Genomic DNA, 22233 nt, shown 5'->3' on the forward strand with positions numbered 1-22233 from the left:
GCGGAAGGCGGGGTGGAAGGGGCGCGGCGGGGAGGCAGGTGTTGCCGGCCCTCACCCCTGCCCTCTCCCAGAGGGAGAGGGAGCCAAAGCCAGCTCGCCCTGTCGGGCGGTTATTTGATGATGTTCTTGCCGAACCACTGCTCGGCGATATTCGCGGCGGCGCCGTCCTGCTTCATCTCGCCCAGGGCCTTGTCCAGCTTGGCGTGCAGCTCGGTGTCGTCCTTGCGCAGGCCCACGCCGTACTCCTCGGTGCCGAAGTTCTCCTCCAATACGGCGTACTGGTCGGGCTTCTTGGCGACGTAGTAGCGGCCCACCACCTCGTCAACCACCACCGCCTCCAGGCGGCCGGTGGACAGGTCCATCAGCGCGGTCACGTTGTCGCCGAAAGTCTTGAGTTCCTTGAAGGACTGGAACACGGCGTCTTCCTTCTTGATGGCGTCCACGGCGCTGGAGCCTTCCTGGGCGCCGACCACCTTGCCGGCCAGGTCGGCCTTGGTCTTGATGGCCGAGCCCGCCGGCACCACGATGATCTGGTGGTTTTCCATGTAGGGCGCGGTGAAAGCGATGTTCTGCTTGCGCTCCTCGGTGATGGTCAGGCCGTTCCACAGCGCGTCCACGCGCTTGCCGGACAGCTCGGCCTCCTTGGCGCTCCAGTCGATGGGCTTGAACTCGACCTCCAGACCCAGGCGCTTGGCGGCTTCCTTGGCCATGTCGATGTCGAAGCCGACCAGCTGGTTCTTGTCGTCACGGAAACCCATGGGCGGGAAGTTGTCGTCCAGGCCGACGACGATTTTGGTCACGGCGGCGGGCGTGGGCTCGGGTGCGGCGGCGGGCGTGGCGCTCTCCTGCTTGGAGCAACCAGCGAGCACGGCTCCGAGGGTCAGCAGGGCGACGGCGGCAAACTTCTTCATGGGATGCAAGAGATGGGTTGGGGTGAAGGAAAGGCGCTGGCAGCAAAGCGGCAGCGCCTGGGAAAACCCGCAATTGTCCCATCTTTGCCCCGGCGCCGGGCAAGCCGCCCGGCCGGACGGACAGCCGCTCAATCCACCCGCGCCCCTGAGGCCTTGACCACCGGCGCCCAGTTCTTCACCTCGGAGTCGATGAAGCGCGCGAAGTCCTGCGGGCTGTTCTTTTCCGCCATCGCGCCCAGCTTGGCATAGGCCTGCTGGATGTGGGGCTTGTCGAAGGCGGCGTTCATGACCTTGTTCAGCCGGGCCACCACCTCCGGCGGAGTGCCCTTGGGCGCCAGCATGCCGAACCACGACGTCACGTCGAACGGCGCGATCCCGCTTTCCTCCATCGTCGGCACGTCGGGTGCCGAGGGCGAACGCTTGCGCGTGGTCACCGCCAGCGCGCGCAGCTTGCCGGCCTGCACGTGCGGCCAGGCCGAGGGCATGTTGTCGAACATGAACTGCACCTGTCCGCCGATCAGGTCGGTCATGGCGGGGGCACTGCCCTTGTAAGGGATGTGCTGGGTCTTCAGGCCGGTGCGCACCTTGAACAGCTCGCCCGCCATGTGGATCGAGGTGCCGCTGCCCGACGAGGCGTAAGCCGCCGAGTCGTTGTGCGTGCGCGCCCACTCCACCAGTTCGGGCACGGTCTTGACCGGCACGCTGGGATGCACGACCAGGATGTTGGGCACCTTGGCGCCCAGCGCCACGGCCTCGAAGTCGCGCGTCAGGTCGAACTTGACGTTGGGGTACAGCGTCTGATTGATGGCGCTGGTCACCGCCACGAACAGCAGCGTGTAGCCGTCCGGCGCGGCCTGGCGCACCAGGTCGGTGGCGATGTTGCTGCCGCCGCCGGGCCGGTTGTCCACGACGAAGGCCTGGCCCAGCGCCTCGGTCAGCTCCTGCGCCATCAGGCGCGCGACCACGTCGGTGGTGCCGCCGGCGGAGAACCCCACCACTACCCGCACCGGCTTGGCGGGATAGGCCTCCTGCGCGTGCGCGCCCAGGGTGCACAAGGCCAAGCTACCGGCCGCCGCCTGCACCAGCAGGCGACGCGAGAAAGAGAAAAGGCGAGCGGACATCGACGGGTCTCCTGCAACGGCCGACCGCCGCGCGTCCAGGACGCCCGGCGGTCGGCGGTGGTGAAAAAACCCACTGTAGGCCGCTGCTTCGGCGGCGCGGCCGGGGATTTCCCGCAGCGCCTGTCCCGCCAGGGACCCTTTCAGCGCGGCAGGTCCGAGCGGCCCATCAGGAAGGCGTCGATGGCGTGCGCCGCCTGGCGCCCCTCGCGGATGGCCCAGACCACCAGCGACTGGCCGCGGCGCATGTCGCCCGCGGCGAACACCTTGGGCACGCTGGTCGCGTAGCCGCCCGCGGCATCCGTGCCGGCGCGGGCGTTGCTGCGTGTGTCGGGCTCGACGCCAAAGGCCTGCAGCACCGCCGGCACCGGGCCGGTGAAGCCCATGGCCAGCAGCACCAGGTCAGCGCGCAGCGTCTGCTCGCTGCCGGGCACTTCCTGCATGCGCCCGTCCTGCCATTGCACACGCACCGTCTGCACGCCGGTGACGCGGCCGCGCTCGCCGGTAAAGGCCTTGGTGGCGATGGCGAACTCGCGCTCGCAGCCTTCTTCGTGGCTGGAGCTGGTGCGCAGCTTGAGCGGCCAGTAGGGCCACACCAGCGGCTTGTCCTCGACCTCGGGCGGGCGCGCCAGCAGCTCGAACTGGGTGACGCTGGCAGCGCCCTGGCGCCGGCTTGTGCCGACGCAGTCGCTGCCGGTGTCGCCGCCGCCGATCACGATGACGTGCTTGTCGGTGGCCAGAATCTGGCCCTTGGGCTTGCGCCCGGCGTTGGCGTGGTTCTGCTGCGGCAGGAATTCCATTGCGAAGTGCACGCCCTTCAACTCGCGCCCCGGCACCGGCAGGTCGCGCGAGACCTCGGCGCCGCCGGCCAGCAGCACGGCGTCGAAGTCGGCGGCCAGCTGCGCAGGCGCCAGCGTCTCGCGCGCGCCGTTGGTGACGCGGCTGTCCGCGCCCAGGCCGGCCTGGGCGTCGGCCACCAGCACGCCGGTGCGCAACACCACGCCCTCTGCCTGCAGCTGCGCCACGCGCCGGTCGATGTGGCCCTTGTCCAGCTTGAAGTCAGGGATGCCGTAGCGCAGCAGGCCGCCGACCTGCTCGTTCTTCTCGAACACCGTCACCGCGTGCCCGGCGCGCGCCAGCTGCTGCGCCGCCGCCAGCCCCGCCGGCCCCGAGCCGACCACCGCTACGCGCTTGCCGCTTTTGCGTGCGGCCGGCTGCGGCTGCACCCAGCCTTCGTCCCAGGCACGGTCGATGATGGCGTGCTCGATGCTCTTGATGCCGACCGGCGCGTCCTGCAGGTTCAGCGTGCAGGCGGCCTCGCACGGCGCCGGGCAGATGCGCCCGGTGAACTCGGGGAAGTTGTTGGTGCTGTGCAGCACTGCAATGGCGCTGGCCCAGTCCTGGCGGTACACCAGGTCATTGAAGTCCGGGATGATGTTGTTCACCGGACAGCCGCTGTTGCAAAACGGCGTGCCGCAGTCCATGCAGCGCGCCGCCTGCACCTGCGCCTGGCCGTCGTCCAGCGCGATGACGAACTCGCGGTAGTGCCTGACGCGCTCGGCGACCGGGGCGTGGCCCTCCTCGATGCGCGCGTATTCCAGAAAGCCGGTGGTCTTTCCCATGGTGTGTGTCCTGGCGGTGTGGGGCTTGGGTAGGAGGGACGGCGCGGTGCCTCAGGCTGCGACCGCCGCGGTCGCCGCTGCCGGCGCTTGCATTTCAGGCACTGCCGCCGCAGGGGTGGCGCCGTCTTCGAGCAGTTGTCGCTCGTGCATCTCGGCCAGGGCGCGCTTGTACTCGTTGGGCAGCACCTTGACGAAGCGGCTGCGCGCGGCGGCCCAGTGGTCCAGCAGCGCGCGCGCGCGGCGGCTGCCGGTCCAGCGGCTGTGCTGCTCCAGCAGATCCTTGAGCTGCTCTTCGTCGGTGCGGCCGCGGTGCCAGTGGCCTTGCGGCGCGCCGGCGCGCTGCTCGTCGGCGGGCTGGATGCGCTCGAGCTGCACCATGGCGCGGTTGCAGCGCGTCTCGAACTGCCCGTCCTCGTCGTAGACATAGGCCACGCCGCCGCTCATGCCGGCGGCGAAGTTGCGCCCGGTGCGCCCCAGCACCACCACGGTGCCGCCGGTCATGTACTCGCAGCCGTGGTCGCCCACGCCCTCGACCACGGCGACAGCGCCCGACAGACGTACCGCGAAGCGCTCGCCGGCGACGCCGGCGAAGAACGCCTCGCCGCTGGTGGCACCGAACATCACCGTGTTGCCGACGATGGTGTTGGCCGCCGCCTCGCCGCGGAACTCGTGGCTGGGCCGTACGATGACGCGCCCGCCCGACAGGCCCTTGCCGGTGTAGTCGTTGGCCTCGCCGGTCAGGTTCAGCGTGATGCCGGCGCACAGGAAGGCGCCGAAGGACTGCCCGCCCGTGCCCTCGAAGTGGATGCGAATGGTGTCGTCGGGCAGGCCCTGCGGGTGCGCGCGCGTCACCGCGCCCGAGAGCATGGCGCCGACCGAGCGGTTGACGTTGCGCACCGTCTCCATGATGCGCACGCCCTCGGCCTGCTGGATCGCCGGCTGGCAGCGCTCGATCAGCTTGACGTCCAGTGTGCGGCCCAGGCCGTGGTCTTGGTGTTCGACGTGGCGCCGCGCCACCTCGGGCGCCGCCGGCACCTGGGCGAACAGGCGCGAGAAGTCCAGACCGCGCGCCTTCCAGTGCGACACGCCGCGGCGCGTGTCCAGCAGCTCGGTGCGGCCGATGAGCTCGTCAAACGTGCGCACGCCCAGCTGGGCCATGATCTGGCGCACCTCCTCGGCGACGAAGAAGAAGTAGTTCACCACGTGCTCGGGCTTGCCCGTGAACTTGGCGCGCAGCACCGGATCCTGCGTGGCCACGCCCACCGGGCAGGTGTTCAGGTGGCACTTGCGCATCATGATGCAGCCCTCGGCGACCAGCGGCGCGGTGGCGAAGCCGAACTCGTCGGCGCCCAGCAGCGCGCCGATGACCACGTCGCGCCCGGTCTTCATCTGCCCGTCGGCCTGCACGCGGATGCGCCCGCGCAGGCGGTTCAGCACCAGCGTCTGCTGCGTCTCGGCCAGGCCGATCTCCCAGGGGCTGCCGGCGTGCTTGATGGACGACCAGGGCGAGGCGCCGGTGCCGCCGTCGTGCCCGGCGATGACCACGTGGTCGCTCTTGCACTTGGCCACGCCCGCGGCGATGGTGCCCACGCCGACCTCGGAGACCAGCTTGACCGAGATGTCGGCGTGCGGCGCGACGTTCTTCAGGTCGTGGATCAGCTGGGCCAGGTCCTCGATGGAGTAGATGTCGTGGTGCGGCGGCGGGCTGATCAGGCCCACGCCGGGCACGCTGTGGCGCAGCTGGCCGATGTACTCGGTCACCTTGCCGCCGGGCAGCTGGCCGCCCTCGCCGGGCTTGGCGCCTTGCGCCATCTTGATCTGGATCTGGTCGGACGAGGCCAGGTACTCGGCCGTGACGCCGAAGCGCCCCGAGGCCACCTGCTTGATCTTCGAGCGCAGCGAGTCGCCGGCCTGCAGCGGGATGTCGGCCGCGACCCGGTCGGCGCCGATGACCGAGGCCAGCGTCTCGCCAGCGGCGATCGGGATGCCCTTCAGTTCGTTGCGGTAGCGGCGCGGATCCTCGCCGCCCTCGCCGGTGTTGCTCTTGCCGCCGATGCGGTTCATGGCCACGGCCAGCGTGGCGTGCGCCTCGGTGCTGATCGAGCCCAGCGACATGGCGCCGGTGGCGAAGCGCTTGACGATGTCCTTGGCCGGCTCGACCTGGTCGAGCGGGATGGCCCGGGCGGGGTCGAACCTGAACTCGAACAGCCCGCGCAGCGTCATGTGCCGGCGGCTCTGGTCGTTGATCAGCTGGGCGTATTCCTTGTAGGTGGAGAAGTTGCCCGAGCGCGCCGCGTGCTGCAGCTTGGCGATGGCGTCGGGCGTCCACATGTGCTCCTCGCCGCGCGCGCGCCAGGCGTACTCGCCGCCCGCCTCCAGCATCTGCGCCAGCAGCGGGTCGTCGCCGAAGGCGGCCAGGTGGTTGCGGATGGCCTCCTCGGCGATCTGGAACACGCCGATGCCCTCGACGCGGCTGGCCGTGCCGGTGAAGTACTTGTCGACGGTGGCGCTGTCCAGCCCCACGCACTCGAACAGCTGCGCGCCGCAATAGCTCATGTAGGTGGACACGCCCATCTTGGACATGATCTTGGCCAGGCCCTTGCCCACCGCCTTGATGTAGTTGTGGCTGGCCTTCTCGAAGGACAGCGCGCCCGGCAGCTCGCGGTGCATGTCGGCCAGCGTCTCCAGCGCCAGATACGGGTGCACCGCCTCGGCGCCGTAGCCGGCCAGCACCGCGAAGTGGTGCACCTCGCGCACGCTGCCGGTCTCCACCACCAGGCCGGTGGTGGTGCGCAGGCCGGCGCGCACCAGGTGCTGGTGGATGCTGGACAGCGCCAGCAGCGCGGGGATCGCCACCTGCGTGGCCGACAGGTTGCGGTCGCTGATGATCAGGATGTTGGCGCCACCGCGCAGCTCGTCCACGGCCTGTGCGCACAGCGAGGCCAGTTTCGCCTCCACGCCCTCGCGGCCCCAGTCCAGCGGGTAGGTGATGTCGATGGTGGCGCTCTTGAACTTGCCGTGCGTGAAGCGCTCGATCTGGCGCAGGCGCTGCATGTCGGCGCCATCCAGCACCGGCTGCTGCAGCTCCAGGCGCATCGGCGGGTTGACCTGGTTGATGTCCAGCAGGTTCGGCTTGGGGCCGACGAAGGACACCAGGCTCATCACGATGGCCTCGCGGATCGGGTCGATGGGCGGGTTGGTGACCTGCGCGAACATCTGCCGGAAGTAGTTGTACAAGGGCTTGTTCTTGTCCGACAGCACGGCTAGCGGGCTGTCGTTGCCCATCGAGCCCACGCCCTCCTCGCCGTTCTGCGCCATCGGGGCGAGCAGGAACTTGATGTCCTCCTGCGTGAAGCCGAAGGCCTGCTGGCGCTCCAGCAGCGGCAGCGCCTCCCGCGGCGCGGCATCGGCAGCGGCATCGACATCAGCCAGCGGCAGCGCGATGCTGTCGAGCTTGATGCGCAGGTTCTCGATCCACTGCTTGTAGGGCTTGGTGTTGACGATGTTCGCCTTCAGCTCGTCGTCCTCGATCAGACGGCCCTGCTCCAGGTCGATCAGCAGCATCTTGCCGGGCTGCAGGCGCCACTTGGTGCGCACGCGGCTGTCGGGCACGGGCAGCACGCCGGCTTCGGAGGCCAGGATGACCAGGTCGTCGTCGGTCACCACGTAGCGCGAGGGGCGCAGGCCGTTGCGGTCCAGCGTGGCGCCGATCTGGCGGCCATCGGTGAAGACGATGGACGCCGGGCCGTCCCAGGGCTCGAGCATGGCCGCGTGGTATTCGTAGAACGCGCGGCGGCGCTCGTCCATGGCCTCATGCTGCTCCCACGGCTCGGGGATCATCATCATCACCGCCTGCGCCAGCGGGTAACCGGCCATGGTCAGCAGCTCCAGGCAGTTGTCGAAGGTGGCGGTGTCGCTCTGGCCGGCGAAGCTGATGGGGTACAGCTTGGCCAGGTCCGGGCCCAGCACCGGCGAGGCCATCACGCCCTCGCGCGCCACCATCCAGTGGTAGTTGCCGCGCACGGTGTTGATCTCGCCGTTGTGCGCCACGTAGCGGTAGGGGTGCGCCAGCGGCCACTCGGGGAAGGTGTTGGTGGAAAAGCGCTGGTGCACCAGGCCGATGGCCGAGACGCAGCGCGCATCCTGCAGGTCGAGGAAGTACACGCCGACCTGCTCGGCCAGCAGCAGGCCCTTGTAGACCACGGTGCGGCTGCTCATGCTGGGGACGTAGTACTCCTTGCTGTGCTTGAGCCCCAGCGCCTGGATGGCGGCGCTGGCGGTCTTGCGGATGACGTACAGCTTGCGTTCCAGCGCGTCCTGCACGATCACGTCGCTGCCGCGGCCAATGAACACCTGACGCAGGATGGGCTCCTTGTCGCGCACGGCAGGCGACATCGGCATCTCGCGGTTGACCGGCACGTCGCGCCAGCCCAGCAAGCGCTGCCCTTCGGCGCGGATGGCGCGCTCCAGCTCCTGCTGGCAGGCCAGGCGCGAAGCGTGCTCCTTGGGCAGGAACACCATGCCCACGCCGTATTCGCCGGCCGGAGGCAGTTCGACGCCCACCGACCCGTCTGGCGCCACCCCGGCGCGGGCCATCTCCTCGCGGTACAGCCGGTCCGGGATCTGGATCAGGATGCCGGCGCCGTCGCCCATCAGCTTGTCCGCGCCCACGGCACCGCGGTGGTCGAGGTTTTCCAGGATCTTCAGCGCGCCGGTAACGATGTCGTGGCGCTTGTCGCCCTTGATGTGGGCGACGAAGCCCAGCCCGCAGGCGTCGTGCTCGTTGCCGGGGGCGTACAGGCCGTGTCGTTGCAGATGCGCGATCTCGTCAGCCGTGGTCATGGCGCTTTCCTTGCCAAACAATACTTGTGGGAAGCGCAGAGTAATGCATGACTTGATGCCGTTCAAGCATATTAATTGGGGTCAGATTCCAATTAAATCTGCAGGCTGCCTATAGGGGCTTTATCGGGGACACATCAAATAAGGAGCAATAGACCCATACAGGATGAGGACTAGGTCCCGATTTCACTGGTGATGCGACATGTCCACGGCGGGTCTGCCGGCCCGGCCCTGGCTGATCCGGCGTCGTGTTTTTTGTTGCAATGCAGCAATAAACTCCGGCTGGCCCAGCGCCCACCCGGCATGCACTGAGCGTCCCAGGTCCTGCCGGTCCTGCTGCGACAGGCCGGTGTGCACCAGCTCGGCATAGGCCGCCTCGCGCGCGAAGGGCGTATTGCCCAGCGCCCAGTACAGCGCGTGCGGGGTGACCAGCGGGTCGGCGCGCAGCCCCACCAGATGCGCGTGGCTGGACCAGGGATGGTCAGCCGGCCGCACCACCAGCCCGGCGCGCACCGGGTTCAGGTCGATGTAGGCCATGCAGGCCAGCAGGTAGCGCTCGGTCTGCACGATGGTCGAGCGGTAGCGCCCTTCCCACAGCGTGCCGGTGCGGTGGTGGCGCCGGTTGAACTGCCGCACGTAACTGCGCCCTACGGCCTGCATCATCAGTGGGATGCCCTCGGCGGTCTCGGGCGTGGCCAGCAGGTGCAGGTGGTTGCTCATCAGCACATAGGCATGCACGGCCACCTTGCATTGGCGCGCCTGTTCGGCCAGCAGCTGCAGCATGCATTCGCGGTCGGCCGTGTCCAGGAAGATGGCCTGCCGGTTATTGCCGCGCTGGATGATGTGGTGCGGGAAACCGGGGACGGTAAGACGCGGCAGACGGGCCATGGCAGGGCTCCCCAACAGTGCTGGAAAGCCGCCATGGTAGGCAGAAAATTGGAATCGAAATTGGAATCTGACCCCAATAAAAGGTCAGTTTCCCATGTCAGTCAGCTGCAGTCAGGCCGTCTGTTTTAACCACGCCGAAGCGCGCCCCCAGCACCTGGCGCAGCCCGAACTCGTCGAGGATCGCCGCCAGCCGCTCGGCGGCGCTGCGCTTCTTCTGCCCGGTCCAGCGCGCCAGGATCAGTTCGTTCTTCAGGCTGTGCTCCCAGCCGACCAGTTCGGTCACGGTGACTTGGTAGCCGCTGGCCTCCAGATGCAGGCAGCGCAGCACGTTGGTCAGCTGGCTGCCCAGCTCGCGCGTGTGGATGGGGTGGCGCCACAGCTCGGCCAGCGGGGTGCGCGACAGCTGCAGCGCCTTGGTCTGGCGCAGGCAGGCCGCGACCTCGGCCTGGCAGCACGGCACCAGCACCATGGCCCGGGCGCGCTTGTGCAGGCCGAAGGCGATGGCGTCGTCGGTGGCGGTGTCGCAGGCGTGCAGCGCGGTGACGATGTCGAAGCGCTCGGGCAGGCCCGCCTCGACACTGGCGGCATCGGCGGCGGCCAAGTTCAGGAACTGCATGCGCCCAAAGCCCAGTTGATTGGCCAGCGCGCGCGAGCGCTCGACCAGGTCGGCACGCCACTCGATGCCATAGATCTCACCACGCCCCAGCGTCTTGAAAAACAGGTCGTACAGGATGAAGCCCAGGTAGGATTTGCCCGCGCCGTGGTCGGCCAACAGCGGCGCGTGGCCGTCCTGCGCGGCGCCCTGCAGCAGCGGCTCGATGAACTGGTACAGGTGGTAAACCTGCTTGAGCTTGCGGCGCGAGTCCTGGTTCAGCCGGCCCTCGCGCGTGAGGATGTGCAGCTCTTTCAGCAGCTCGACGGACTGGCCCGGGCGCAGTTCGGCCAGCACGGCGGCATCGGCTGACGCGCTGGCGCTGCCTGCGGCGGCGCGGCGCGGCGCGGCGCGGCCCTGCCGGCGGTCCGGGGTCGGGGTGCCTGCGGCATCCGGACGGGTGCCGTGTTGCGGCGCCGGGGCGGCGGAACCGGGTCGGGCGGCGCGGCTCATGGCTGCCGGCCCTGTGGCGGGACGGATGCATCGCCCTCGGCCCTGCCGCCCAGGGCGGCCACGCCTTTGGCGCCAGGTTCGGCATCGGCACCCTGCGCGCATCCAGCGTCCTGCCCGGTCGGCGCATCCGCAGGGGGATGGAACGGGCAGCGCGCGCCCACATCCAGCGCCTTCCAGCCCTCGGGTCCCAGCTGCTCCAGCACTTCGATGTTGCGCTCGAAGATCTCTTCCGCCTCGGGGAACGCCTCGACCGCGCGGTCGATGCTGTCCTCGCGCAGCAGGTGCAGCGTGGGGTACGGCGCACGGTTGGTGCAGTTGCCCACGTCCTCCACGTCGGTGCCGGCGAACTGGAACCGGGGATGGAAGGACGCGACCTGCAGGATGCCGGCCAGGTCCATGGCCTCGACCAGCTCGTCGGCCAACTCCAGGAAGTCGTTGAAGTCCAGGAAGTCGGGAAAGCACCGCGGCGCCATCAACAGCGTGGTGTCGCGCCGCTCGGACGACGCTTCGGCCAGCGCCTCCAGCTCGCGGCGCAGGTCCTCCAGCAGGCCGCGCGCATCGTCGGCGTGGCTGACGGCGTAGTGGATCTGCCCCTTGGTGTGCACGCCCTTGGCGAACGGGCACAGGTTCAGGTCGATCACGGCGCGCTCCAGCCAGCGCACCATGTCCTGCACGACGAGGGCGTCGTCATCAGGACGGTTGCTGCCGGATGCGGCGTCTGCGGGCATGGTGTGGGGCATGGCTCTGGAGGGTGCGGGCGAAGGGCGCGATTGTAGGAAACGGCGGTTGCCCCCATGCAGCCGCTGCCACCTGTGCGGGACAGCCTGCCCGGTGCACCGCAGCGTCTGCCAGCAACCGAACGCAGGCCTGTCCACGCCGCATGCGATGGCGCATGGCTGGTCTGCCGCCCGGCCTGCAGATTTCAAACGAAAACAGCCTTCAGCCTATATGGAGCAATGGCGGTCAGCTATCGAAAAAGAAGCGCCATCAGAACGGCAGGCCGGGCATGCCCTTCATGCCCTTGAGGCCCTTCATGCCGCCCATCTTCTTCATCATCTTCATCAGGCCGCCGCCCTTCATCTTCTTCATCATCTCCTGCATCTGCTCGAACTCCTTGAGCAGCCGGTTCACTTCCTGCACCTGCACGCCGGCACCGGCAGCGATGCGTTTCTTGCGCGTGGCCTTGATGAGCTCGGGCTTCCTGCGTTCCAGCGCGGTCATGCTGCAGATGATCCCTTCCTTCCTGCGCACGTCGCGCTCGGCGCGGTCCAGGTCCACCTGACCGGCCTTGGCGGAGAGCTCGCTCGGCAGCTTGTCCATAAAGCTGGACAGCCCGCCCATCTGCTTCATCTGCTGCAGCTGCCCCAGGAAGTCGTTCAAATCGAACCCATCGCCGCTCTTGACCTTGGCAGCGAGCTTTTGCGCCGCCTCCATGTCCACCCCGGCGCTGACCTGCTCGACCAGCGCCACGATGTCGCCCATGCCCAGGATGCGCCCGGCGTGGCGCTCGGCGTCGAACACCTCCAGCCCGTCGATCTTCTCGGACACGCCGGCGAACTTGATCGGCGCGCCGGTGATCTGTCGCACCGACAGCGCCGCGCCACCGCGCGAGTCGCCGTCCAGCTTGGTCAGCACGATGCCGGTGAGCGGCAGCGCCTCCTTGAAGGCGCGTGCGGTGTTGACCGCGTCCTGGCCCTGCATGGCATCGACGACGAACAGGGTCTCCACGGGCTTGATGGCGGCATGCAGGTCGCGGATCTCCTGCATCAGCACCTCGTCGACGGCCAGGCGGCCGGCGGTGTCGACCAGCAGCACGTCGAAATAGTGGCGCCGGGCGTGATCCAGCGCCGCCAGGGCGATGTCGCGGGGCTTCTGGTCGGGCGTGCTGGGGAACCACTCGGCGCCGGCCTGCTTCGTCACCGTCTTGAGCTGCTCGATGGCCGCCGGACGGTACACGTCACCGGAGACCGTGAGCACCTTCTTCTTGCGCTTTTCGATCAGGTGCTTGGCGAGTTTCGCCGTGGTGGTGGTCTTGCCCGCGCCCTGCAGGCCGGCCATCAGGATCACGGCCGGCGGCTGCGCGGCCAGGTTGATGTCGGCCACGCCCTCGCCCATGGTGGCGGCGAGCTCCTTGTTGACGATGCCCACCAGGGTCTGGCCGGGCTTCAGGCTGCCCATGACCTCCTGGCCAAGCGCCTTGTCCTTGACGCGGGCGACGAAGTCGCGCACCACCGGCAGAGCCACGTCGGCCTCGAGCAGCGCCATGCGCACTTCGCGCAGCATGTCCTGCACGTTGGCTTCGGTGATGCGGGCCTGGCCGCGCATTTCCTTGACGAGACGGGTGAGTTTTTCGGTGAGGGCGGAGGCCATGGCTGCGTGCTCCAGATGCGTCGTGTGGCGCGCGGCGCGCGCCTCGGGCCGCCCCTTGCGGACGGCTAAACTGCGAACCCATGAGTTTACCCGGCGCCCCCCTGGCCGGCTGGCTACTGGCCGCCGCTGCCGCACTGGCCTATGCCTTGGGCGCGGCCGCGGCCGCGCGCCCCGGCGCCCGGCGGCACCTGTGGGCCATGGCCCCGGCCTGGGTGCTGCACGCCGCCGCGCTGGCGTGGGGGCTGGTCGGCCATGCGCCGCACTTCGGCTTCGCGCCGGCGCTGTCAATGACCGCCTGGCTGGTGCTCACGGCCTACGCGGTCGAGCACCAGCTGTTTCCCCAGATGCGCGCGCGCGCTGTGCTGGGCGCGCTGGGCGCGCTGGCGGTGCTGCTGGCGGCGGTGTTTCCCGGCCGAGCGCTGCATGTGTCGGCCTCGCCCTGGCTGGCGCTGCACCTGACGCTGGGCATCGCCTGCTACGGCCTGTTTGCCGCGGCCGTCATCCACGCCTGGCTGATGGGTCGCGCCGAGCGCCAGATCCGCTTGGCGGCGGACCTGTCCACCACGCTGCCGCTGCTCACGCTGGAGCGCCTGACTTTCCGCTTCGTCGGCGCCGGCTTCCTGCTGCTGTCGGCGACGCTGGTGGCGGGCTGGCTGTTCGGCGAGGTGCTGTACGGCCGCGCCTGGCGCTGGGACCACAAGGCGGTGTTCTCGCTGCTGGCCTGGATCACCTTCGCCGTGCTGCTGCTGGGGCGTGCGCGCTTCGGCTGGCGCGGACGGAGGGCGGTGCGGGTGCTGTATGCCGGCGCGGTGCTGCTGCTGCTGGCCTATGCCGGCTCGCGCTTCGTCATGGAAGTGGTGCTGGAGCGCCTGGGTTGATGCAATGAAGTACCTGGTGCTGCTGGCGGTGCTGGCCGTCGTCTATGCCATCTGGCGCAGCCAGCGACCGCTGCCGCCACGCCCGCCGGCGCCGCCGCACATCCAGCCGCCAGAACCCATGGTGCGCTGCGCGCACTGCGGCGTGCACCTGCCGCAGTCGCAGGCGCTGCAGCACGATGGGCGCAGCTACTGCTGCGAGGCGCACCGGCGCGCGGGCTGAGGCGCCATGCCGCGCGCGGCTCCGCTTTCCTCCGGCCGTCCGGTCGCCCCTGCCTTCCTGCGCCTGTGGCAGGGTTTTCTGACGGCCCGCGTGCTGGTCGCCCTGGCGCTGCTAGCGCTGCTGCTGCTGGGCGCGGCCATGGGGCAGGCCGGTCATGCGCTGCTGCCCTCCTGCGCGCTGGCCTATGTGGTGGCCACCGTGCTGCTGCGCGTGCTGGCCGGGCGCGCACCGCCGGCGCCGCAGCCTGGCCTGCACTGGCTGCCCTCCATCGGCGTGGATGTGCTGCTGATCGCCACGCTGCAGGCGCTGCAGCCGGCGGGGGCGATCAACTTCACGCCGCTCTTCGGCCTGCCGCTGCTGCTGGCCTCGGTGCTGGGCACGCTGACCCTGGCGCTGGGCACGGCGGCCGGAGTCACGCTGCTGCTGCTGGCGTGGACGGTGTGGCAGGGCGGCAGCGACAGCACCATGCAGTACCTGCAGGCAGCGCTGACCGGCAGCGGCTATTTCGTCGTCGCCTACCTCACGCATCAGCTGGCCGCGCGCCTGATCAGCGAGCAGAAGGTAGCGCAGCTGAGCCAGGTCGATGCACGCACCCAGCGCGCCATCAGCGCGCTGGTGATGCAGCACGTCGCCGATGGCGTGCTGGTGCTGGACGTGGCAGGCGTGGTGCGCCTGGCCAACCCGGCGGCACTGCTGCTGTTCGGCCCGCACGCCAGCCCGGGCGTGCCGTTCGCGCTGGCACCGGACGGGCCCTGGGCGGCACTGCTGACCATGGCGCGCGAGACCTTCGCGCTGCAGCTGCCGCAGACGGTAGACGTGAGCGTGGAGCAGCATGGCCAGCCGCCCATGGCGCTGCGCCTGCGCAGCTGGCCCACGCACACGCGGGCCGCGCGTGCCGAGGACGACGAGGAGGCCCTGTGCGTGGTATTCCTGCACGACCTGCGCGAGATGCAGGCCCGCCTGCGCACCGAGAAGCTGGCCGCCATGGGCCGCATGTCCGCCGCCGTAGCGCACGAGATCCGCAACCCGCTGGCGGCGATCTCCCAGGCCAGCCAGCTACTGGAAGAAGACCTGCATGACCCGGTGCACCTGCGCCTGAACCGCATGGTGCGCACCAACACCGAGCGCCTGGTGCGCATCACCGAGGATGTGCTGGACGTGGCGCGCGTGCACCAGTCCGATAACGCCCCGACGGCACCGCGGATGGAACTGGACGCCACGGTGCGCCAGGTCTGGGCCGACTGGCAGGCACACGACCCGGCCACGCGCCAGGGTCTGCTGGCGCTTGAAGCCCCGGGCGCGTGGGCGGCCTTCGACCCCGAGCACCTGCGGCGCGTGCTGGTCAACCTGCTGGACAATGCCCAGCGCTACCGCGGCCCGCACGCCGATGCGCTGTGCCTGTCCACCCGCATCACGCCCAGCGGGCGCGCCGGAGTGCAGGTCTGGAGCGACGGCGCACCGCTGGACGCCAGCGTCGAGCGCCACCTGTTCGAGCCGTTCTTCTCGTCGGAGAGCCGCTCCAGCGGCCTGGGCCTGTACATCTGCCGCGAGCTGTGCCGGCGCTGGCGCGCCAGCATCCACTACCAGCGCGCCAGCCGGCAGCTGGCGCGCGGCGAGGTAGCCGGCAACGCCTTCACGGTGCTGTTCGCCCGGGACAGGGCCAGCGCCACGGACACGGCGCCGCCATCCGGGTTTGACACAATCGGCGCATGAGGACCGCCCCGCCCGCATGACCGACAAAGCCGCATCCATCCTGGTCGTCGACGACGAACCCGACCTGCGCACGCTGTACGAGCTGACCCTGCTGCGCGAGGGCTACCGCGTGGAGACCGCCGCCAGCGTGGCCGAGGGCCGCGCCCAGCTGCAGGCCCGGCGCTTCGACGCAGTGATCACCGACATGCGCCTGCCCGACGGATTCGGCATGGAGCTGCTGCACGAGTTGCGCGAGCAGCAGCGGCGCGAGCGCTGCGTGGTCATGACCGCCTATGGATCGGCCGAGAACGCGGTCGAGGCGCTGCGCGCCGGCGCCTTCGACTACCTGACCAAGCCGGTGGACCTGAAGCAGTTCCGCGCGGTGGTGGCCTCGGCGGTGCAGGGCATCGGCGGCGCCGCGCCCGCGCCGCGCCGCCCCGCCGCCGTGGGCGAGCGGTCTGCAGCGCCGGAACAGGACCAGGCGCTGCAGCGGCTGGTGGGCGAATCCGGCGTCATGCGCGCGCTCAAGCAGCGCATCGCCAAGGTGGCGGGCAGCATGGCGCCGGTGCTGATCCGGGGCGAATCGGGCACCGGCAAGGAGCTGGTGGCGCGTGCGCTGCACACGAGCAGCCAGCGCGCCGGCGGGCCGCTGGTGGCGGTGAACTGCGGCGCCATCCCCGAGAACCTGCTGGAGGCCGAGTTCTTCGGCGCGCGCAAGGGCTCCTATACCGGCGCCAGCCACGACCGCGAGGGCTATTTCCAGGCGGCGCGCGGCGGCACGCTGTTCCTGGACGAGATTGGCGACCTGCCGCTCTCGATGCAATCCAAGCTGCTGCGCGCCATCCAGGAGCGCAGCGTGCGCTCGCTGGGCTCGACGCAGGAGGAGACGGTGGACGTGCGCATCGTCAGCGCCACGCACCGCGACCTGGCCGCCGACGTGCAGGCCGGGCGCTTCCGCCAGGACCTGTATTACCGGCTGAACGTGATCGAGCTGCTGATCCCCCCGCTGCGCGAGCGCCGCGACGATCTGCCGGCGCTCAGCGCCGCACTGCTCGCGCGCATCGCCCACGACAGCGGCCTGCCGGTGCCGGCACTGTCGGCGCACGCCCTGGAGCAACTGGCGCGCCACCCCTTGAGCGGCAACGTACGCGAGCTGGAAAACCTGCTGCACCGCGCGGTGGCGCTGAACGATGGCGATGAACTGCAGCTGGACCAGGACACCGCCACCGGCGGGCTGGAACCTGCAGGCGCGCCTGACGCTGTGGCGGGCAAGGCGCCCCTGCCCAGCGACCTGCAGAGCTGGCTGGACCAGCGCGAGCGCGAAATTCTGACCCGTGCGCTGCACGACACCGGCTTCAACCGCACCGCCGCCGCCGCGCGTCTGGGCATCAGCCTGCGCCAGATCCGCTACCGCATCGCGCGCCTGGGCATCGCCGTGCCGAGCGACGGCGATATGCCCGAGGCATGAAGGCCGCTGCTCGCGCCGCCTGGAACGGGGGCTGGCTGCACGCGGCGCGCGCCCTGCTCTCGCCCAACCACGGCCCCCGGCCACCGGGAGCCGAGGTGGACCTGCTGGTGCTGCACTCCATCAGCCTGCCACCGGGCGAGTATGGCGGCGGCCAGGTACAGCAGCTGTTCACCAACCGGCTCGACTGGGACGCGCATCCCTATTTCCGCACGATCCGTGGCCTGCAGGTCTCCAGCCACTTCTTCATCGAACGCACTGGACAGCTGTGGCAGTTCGTGGACGTGCAGCGGCGCGCCTGGCACGCCGGCCGGTCGCACTACCGCGGACGCGGCAGCTGCAACGACGATTCCATCGGCATCGAGCTCGAAGGCCTGGAGGGCCTGGCCTTCGAGGAGCCGCAGTATGCGGCGCTGCTGGAGCTGTGCACGGCGCTGCTGGCGCGCCACCCGGTGCGCTTCATCGCCGGGCACGAGCACATCGCCCCGGCGCGCAAGCATGACCCCGGCGCCGGCTTCAACTGGCCGCGCCTGACGCGGCCAATGGCAGGCCGCGGCGTGCTGTTTCCGCCGGGCATCTGACCGGCTCACGGTCCGGCGCTCGCGCCTGACCGAAGGCGTCCATACCACACCCCGCTGTAAGCGCATGCCGCGTCGCGCTGTCCCGCAGCTTTTCGCCGCTTGATTCGCCAGGGCACTACCTATAGTGTTCTAAACTATCGCAACACACCAGATATAGCGTCCTGGCACAGGCAGTGCCTGGAGCTTTTCGCAGCCCGACGCCGTCGTGCGGCACCTGCCCGCCGTGCCGCGCGCCCGTCCCGAACACCCAAAGGAAGCCACCATGCAAGTCGCATCTCCCCTGTCTCCGTCCGCACGTCCGCATTTGGGCGCCGAGGCCGGGCATGAGCCTGCACTCAGCCATTACCAGCTCATCCGACGCAACGGCGCGGTGGTGCCGTTCGAGCCGCAGAAGATCGCCGTGGCGATGATGAAGGCCTTCCTGGCGGTGCGCGGCGCGCAGGGCGCGGCCTCGGCCAGCGTGCGCGAGATCGTGGACGACCTGACGCAGGCCGTGGTGCGCGCGCTGCAGCGCTCGCGCCCGGCGGGCGGCACCTTCCACATCGAGGACGTACAGGACCAGGTCGAGCTAGGTCTGATGCGCGGCGGCCACCACGAGGTGGCGCGCGCCTATGTGCTGTATCGCGAGCGCCGGGCGCAGGAGCGCGCGCAGCGCAAGGAAGAACTGATGCCGCAGATGCCGGCGCTGTTCGTGCAGGAAGGCGGCCAGCGCGTGGAACTGGACGTGCTGCGCCTGCAGGCGTTGATCGAGTCCGCCTGCACGGACCTGGGGCAGGAAGTGCAGGCCGCGCCGATCGCCACTGAGACACTGCGCAACCTGTATGACGGCGTGCCGATGGAGGAGGTCTACAAGGCCGCCATCCTGGCGGCACGCACGCTGATCGAGAAAGACCCCGGCTACACCCATGCCACCGCACGCCTGCTGCTGCACACCATCGTGCGCGAGGTGCTGGGCCGCGACGTGGCGCCGGCCGACATGCAGACCGCCTACGCCGCGCACTTCCCGCTGTTCGTGAGCCAGGGCGTGGAGCACGAGCTGATGAATCCGGCGCTGCTGGAGTTCGACCTGGAGCGCCTGGCCGCGGCGCTGCAGCCGCAGCGCGACCAGCAGTTCGACTATCTCGGCCTGCAGACGCTGTACGACCGCTATTTCCTGCACATCGACAAGACCCGCATCGAGTTGCCGCAGTCGTTCTTCATGCGCGTGGCCATGGGCCTGGCGCTGAAGGAGGGAGACCCGAAGACCACGGGCACGGCCCGCGCCATCGAGTTCTACGAGCTGCTGTCGTCGTTCGACTTCATGAGCAGCACCCCGACGCTGTTCAACAGCGGCACGCTGCGCTCACAGCTGTCGTCGTGCTACCTGACCACCGTGCCCGACCACCTGGAGGGCATCTACGAGTCCATCAAGGAAAACGCCCTGCTGTCCAAGTTCGCCGGCGGCCTGGGCAACGACTGGACGCGCGTGCGCGCCCTGGGCGCGCGCATCAAGGGCACGAACGGTGAATCGCAGGGCGTGGTGCCGTTCCTGAAGGTGGTGAACGACACCGCTGTAGCAGTGAACCAGGGCGGCAAGCGCAAGGGCGCCGTCTGCACCTACCTGGAGACTTGGCACCTCGACATCGAGGAGTTCCTGGAGCTGCGCAAGAACACCGGCGACGACCGCCGGCGCACGCACGACATGAACACCGCCAACTGGATCCCGGACCTGTTCATGAAGCGCGTGCTGGACAAGGGCCAGTGGACGCTATTCTCGCCCTCCGACGTGCCCGACCTACACGACCTGGTCGGCCAGGCCTTCGAGCGCGCCTACACCGCCTATGAGGCGAAGGCCGACAGCGGCGAGCTGAAGCTCTTCAAGCGCGTGCCGGCGGTGGACCTGTGGCGCAAGATGCTGTCGATGCTGTTCGAGACCGGCCATCCCTGGATCACCTTCAAGGACCCGTGCAACATCCGCAGCCCGCAACAGCACGCGGGCGTGGTGCACTCGTCCAACCTGTGCACCGAGATCACGCTCAACACCAGCGACAGCGAAACCGCCGTGTGCAACCTGGGTTCAGTGAACCTGGCGCGCCACCTGAAGGACGGCGCGCTGGATCACGACAAGCTGCGCCGTACCATCGGCACTGCCATGCGCATGCTGGACAACGTCATCGACATCAATTACTACGCCGTGGACAAGGCGCGCGAGTCGAATCTCCGCCACCGCCCGGTGGGCCTCGGGCTGATGGGCTTTCAGGACGCGCTGTATGAGCTGCGCGTACCCTACGCCAGCGATGCCGCGGTGCGGTTCGCCGATGAGTCGATGGAAGCCATCTGCTACTACGCCTACCAGGCCTCGACCGAGCTGGCGCGCGAGCGCGGCACGTATTCCAGCTATGAAGGGTCACTGTGGTCGCAGGGCATCCTGCCGCTGGATTCGCTGGAGCTGCTGGCGCGCGAGCGCGGCGGCCACGTCGAGGTGGACCGCAGCACGCGTCTGGACTGGGACGCGCTGCGCGCACAGATCAAGCAGCACGGCATGCGCAACAGCAACTGCGTGGCCATCGCCCCCACCGCCACCATCTCCAACATCGTCGGCGTCGATGCCTCCATCGAACCCTCGTTCGGCAACCTGTCGGTCAAGTCCAACCTGTCGGGCGAGTTCACCGTCGTCAACCAGTACTTGGTGCGCGACCTGAAGCGTCTGGGCCTGTGGGACGATGTGATGGTCATGGACCTGAAGCACTTCAAGGGCTCGCTGGCACCCATCGACCGCGTGCCGCAGGGGTTGAAGGCGCTGTACGCCACCGCCTTCGAAGTCGAGCCCACATGGCTGGTCGAGGCCGCGGCGCGGCGCCAGAAGTGGATCGACCAGGCGCAGAGCCTGAACATCTACATGGCCGGCGCCTCGGGCAAGAAGCTGCACGACACGTACACACTGGCCTGGCTGCGCGGCCTGAAGACCACCTATTACCTGCGCACACAGAGCGCCACGCATGTGGAAATGAGTACTGTGAACAAGCGCCAGCTCAACGCTGTGCCCACCGACGCCGAGCCGGCCACCGACGTGAAGTTCTGCGCCATCGACGACCCAGGCTGCGAGGCCTGCCAGTAAACCCTGCGCACATCCGTCGCGTCGAGGCCGCGCCAGCCAGTGCACATGCAACAAAAGCACCACTGCGCAACGCTTCGATGCTTTTCTTTTTGAAGCACTGCTCCCATAATCGGAGCACTGGAAAAGCCATGCTTACCTGGGACGACGAAGTCAAGACCCCATCGCAAAATTTCTCGCAGGGCGGCCAGCAACAGGGCAGCCCGCAGGAGCTGCGCGCGCCCGCCGCCGAGGCGCCGCAGAGCCGGCGCGTGTCGGCCGTCGACAAGCGCATCATCAACGGCAAGACCGACGTCAACCAGCTGGTACCGTTCAAGTACAAGTGGGCCTGGGAAAAGTACCTGGCCACTTGCGCCAACCACTGGATGCCGCAGGAAATCAACATGACGCGCGACATCGCGTTGTGGAAGGACCCGAACGGCCTGACCGAAGACGAACGGCGCATTGTCAAGCGCAACCTGGGCTTCTTCGTCACCGCCGACTCGCTGGCGGCGAACAACATCGTGCTGGGCACCTACCGCCACATCACTGCGCCCGAGTGCCGCCAGTTCCTGCTGCGCCAGGCGTTCGAGGAAGCCATCCACACGCACGCCTACCAGTACATCGTCGAGTCGCTGGGCCTGGACGAGGGCGAGATTTTCAACGCCTACAACGAGATCGCCTCGATCCGCGACAAGGATCAGTTCCTGATCCCGTTCATCGACGCCATCATGGACCCGGCCTTCGTCACCGGCACGCCCGAGGCCGACCAGACGCTGCTCAAAAGCCTGATCGTCTTTGCCTGCCTGATGGAAGGCCTGTTCTTCTACGTCGGCTTCACGCAGATCCTGGCGCTGGGCCGGCAGAACAAGATGGTCGGCGCGGCCGAGCAGTACCAGTACATCCTGCGCGACGAGTCGATGCACTGCAACTTCGGTATTGACCTGATCAACCAGCTGAAGCTGGAGAACCCGCACCTGTGGACGACCGCGTTCAAGGCCGAGATCACCGCGCTGTTCCACCAGGCCGTGGACCTGGAATACCGCTACGCCGAGGACACCATGCCGCGCGGTGTGCTGGGCATGAACGCGTCCATGTTCAAGGGCTACCTGCGCTACATCGCCAACCGCCGCGCCACCCAGATCGGCCTGGAGGCGCTGTTTCCCAACGAAGAAAACCCCTTCCCCTGGATGAGCGAGATGATCGACCTGAAGAAGGAACGCAACTTCTTCGAGACGCGCGTCATCGAGTACCAGACCGGCGGGGCACTGTCCTGGGATTGACGCTTGAGCGCGCAGGCTGCCATGGTCTCTTTCACCCACGCCTTCCCTGCCCCGGCCGGCCCCGCGCCCTGGCAGGGGGGCGTTTTGTCGCATTCGTGGTGGCGGACGCAAGCATCGTTGCCATGGATCACTCCCGGCCCGATGCAGGCCGCGGATGCTCTCTGCCAACCGACCCGAAGGAGAAGATG

Annotated in this window: 14 protein-coding genes and 1 pseudogene; 7 read left to right on the top strand and 8 right to left on the bottom strand. The window is 68.8% G+C overall.

Features of this window, described 5'->3' with window-relative positions; genetic code table 11:
• Nucleotides 1-110 precede the first annotated feature (110 nt).
• From BLQ61_RS07255 to ffh, 8 genes and pseudogenes are all read right to left on the bottom strand, one after another.
• Entirely contained in the window at nt 111-911 is an 801-nt protein-coding gene (locus BLQ61_RS07255) for an amino acid ABC transporter substrate-binding protein (RefSeq protein WP_091568389.1), read from the bottom strand.
• Nucleotides 912-1039: 128 nt separating this feature from the next.
• Nucleotides 1040-2032, bottom strand: a complete 993-nt coding sequence (locus BLQ61_RS07260) for a Bug family tripartite tricarboxylate transporter substrate binding protein (protein WP_091568391.1) — start codon at nt 2030-2032, stop codon at nt 1040-1042.
• Between the two features lie 140 nt (nt 2033-2172).
• Nucleotides 2173-3651 (bottom strand): glutamate synthase subunit beta, encoded by a 1479-nt coding sequence (locus BLQ61_RS07265; protein WP_091568394.1) that lies wholly within the window; start codon nt 3649-3651, stop codon nt 2173-2175.
• A gap of 51 nt (nt 3652-3702) precedes the next feature.
• Entirely contained in the window at nt 3703-8493 is a 4791-nt protein-coding gene (locus BLQ61_RS07270; RefSeq protein ID WP_091568651.1) for a glutamate synthase-related protein, read from the bottom strand.
• Nucleotides 8494-8676: 183 nt separating this feature from the next.
• Entirely contained in the window at nt 8677-9378 is a 702-nt protein-coding gene (locus BLQ61_RS07275) for an REP-associated tyrosine transposase (protein WP_091568397.1), read from the bottom strand.
• A 97-nt stretch (nt 9379-9475) separates the two neighbouring features.
• The gene (locus BLQ61_RS07280; protein WP_245703890.1) at nt 9476-10483 is read right to left on the bottom strand and encodes a class I SAM-dependent methyltransferase; all 1008 of its coding nucleotides are present in this window, start codon (nt 10481-10483) and stop codon (nt 9476-9478) included.
• 143 nt (nt 10484-10626) lie between these two features.
• Nucleotides 10627-11211, bottom strand: a pseudogene (locus tag BLQ61_RS07285) (DUF1415 domain-containing protein); the annotation flags it as partial.
• A 259-nt stretch (nt 11212-11470) separates the two neighbouring features.
• On the bottom strand, nt 11471-12853 hold the full coding sequence (ffh, locus tag BLQ61_RS07290; RefSeq protein WP_091568399.1) for a signal recognition particle protein: 1383 nt from the start codon (nt 12851-12853) through the stop codon (nt 11471-11473).
• An 80-nt stretch (nt 12854-12933) separates the two neighbouring features.
• Between ffh and BLQ61_RS07295 the strand changes: the two genes are divergently transcribed.
• The 7 genes from BLQ61_RS07295 (at nt 12934) to BLQ61_RS07325 (ending at nt 22045) form a co-directional block, all read left to right on the top strand.
• Entirely contained in the window at nt 12934-13731 is a 798-nt protein-coding gene (locus BLQ61_RS07295; protein WP_091568402.1) for a cytochrome C assembly family protein, read from the top strand.
• Between the two features lie 4 nt (nt 13732-13735).
• On the top strand, nt 13736-13951 hold the full coding sequence (locus BLQ61_RS07300) for a PP0621 family protein (protein WP_091568404.1): 216 nt from the start codon (nt 13736-13738) through the stop codon (nt 13949-13951).
• Nucleotides 13952-13957: 6 nt separating this feature from the next.
• A complete protein-coding gene (locus BLQ61_RS07305) occupies nt 13958-15664 on the top strand; it encodes a sensor histidine kinase (RefSeq protein ID WP_091568407.1) in 1707 nt (568 codons plus the stop codon).
• A 16-nt stretch (nt 15665-15680) separates the two neighbouring features.
• Nucleotides 15681-17111 (top strand): sigma-54-dependent transcriptional regulator, encoded by a 1431-nt coding sequence (locus tag BLQ61_RS07310; RefSeq protein WP_091568409.1) that lies wholly within the window; start codon nt 15681-15683, stop codon nt 17109-17111.
• Nucleotides 17108-17689 (top strand): 1,6-anhydro-N-acetylmuramyl-L-alanine amidase AmpD, encoded by a 582-nt coding sequence (ampD, locus tag BLQ61_RS07315; protein ID WP_091568412.1) that lies wholly within the window; start codon nt 17108-17110, stop codon nt 17687-17689. Before BLQ61_RS07310 ends, ampD begins: the two co-directional genes overlap by 4 nt.
• Before the next feature lie 262 nt (nt 17690-17951).
• Nucleotides 17952-20786 (top strand): ribonucleoside-diphosphate reductase subunit alpha, encoded by a 2835-nt coding sequence (locus BLQ61_RS07320; RefSeq protein ID WP_091568656.1) that lies wholly within the window; start codon nt 17952-17954, stop codon nt 20784-20786.
• A 128-nt stretch (nt 20787-20914) separates the two neighbouring features.
• Nucleotides 20915-22045 carry a ribonucleotide-diphosphate reductase subunit beta gene (locus tag BLQ61_RS07325; RefSeq protein WP_091568415.1) on the top strand — a complete coding sequence of 377 codons (1131 nt, stop codon included), beginning with the start codon at nt 20915-20917 and terminating at the stop codon, nt 22043-22045.
• The last annotated feature ends 188 nt before the right edge of the window (nt 22046-22233 follow it).

It is taken from the genome of Oryzisolibacter propanilivorax (assembly GCF_900103645.1).
In the GTDB taxonomy this organism is placed as follows: domain Bacteria; phylum Pseudomonadota; class Gammaproteobacteria; order Burkholderiales; family Burkholderiaceae_C; genus Melaminivora; species Melaminivora propanilivorax.

Coding starts and splice junctions, on each gene's coding strand:
- BLQ61_RS07255 (WP_091568389.1), bottom strand. CDS start 911: ATGAAGAAGTTTGCCGCCGTCGCCCTGCTGACCCTCGGAGCCGTGCTC.
- BLQ61_RS07260 (WP_091568391.1), bottom strand. CDS start 2,032: ATGTCCGCTCGCCTTTTCTCTTTCTCGCGTCGCCTGCTGGTGCAGGCG.
- BLQ61_RS07265 (WP_091568394.1), bottom strand. CDS start 3,651: ATGGGAAAGACCACCGGCTTTCTGGAATACGCGCGCATCGAGGAGGGC.
- BLQ61_RS07270 (WP_091568651.1), bottom strand. CDS start 8,493: ATGACCACGGCTGACGAGATCGCGCATCTGCAACGACACGGCCTGTAC.
- BLQ61_RS07275 (WP_091568397.1), bottom strand. CDS start 9,378: ATGGCCCGTCTGCCGCGTCTTACCGTCCCCGGTTTCCCGCACCACATC.
- BLQ61_RS07280 (WP_245703890.1), bottom strand. CDS start 10,483: ATGAGCCGCGCCGCCCGACCCGGTTCCGCCGCCCCGGCGCCGCAACAC.
- ffh (WP_091568399.1), bottom strand. CDS start 12,853: ATGGCCTCCGCCCTCACCGAAAAACTCACCCGTCTCGTCAAGGAAATG.
- BLQ61_RS07295 (WP_091568402.1), top strand. CDS start 12,934: ATGAGTTTACCCGGCGCCCCCCTGGCCGGCTGGCTACTGGCCGCCGCT.
- BLQ61_RS07300 (WP_091568404.1), top strand. CDS start 13,736: ATGAAGTACCTGGTGCTGCTGGCGGTGCTGGCCGTCGTCTATGCCATC.
- BLQ61_RS07305 (WP_091568407.1), top strand. CDS start 13,958: ATGCCGCGCGCGGCTCCGCTTTCCTCCGGCCGTCCGGTCGCCCCTGCC.
- BLQ61_RS07310 (WP_091568409.1), top strand. CDS start 15,681: ATGACCGACAAAGCCGCATCCATCCTGGTCGTCGACGACGAACCCGAC.
- ampD (WP_091568412.1), top strand. CDS start 17,108: ATGAAGGCCGCTGCTCGCGCCGCCTGGAACGGGGGCTGGCTGCACGCG.
- BLQ61_RS07320 (WP_091568656.1), top strand. CDS start 17,952: ATGCAAGTCGCATCTCCCCTGTCTCCGTCCGCACGTCCGCATTTGGGC.
- BLQ61_RS07325 (WP_091568415.1), top strand. CDS start 20,915: ATGCTTACCTGGGACGACGAAGTCAAGACCCCATCGCAAAATTTCTCG.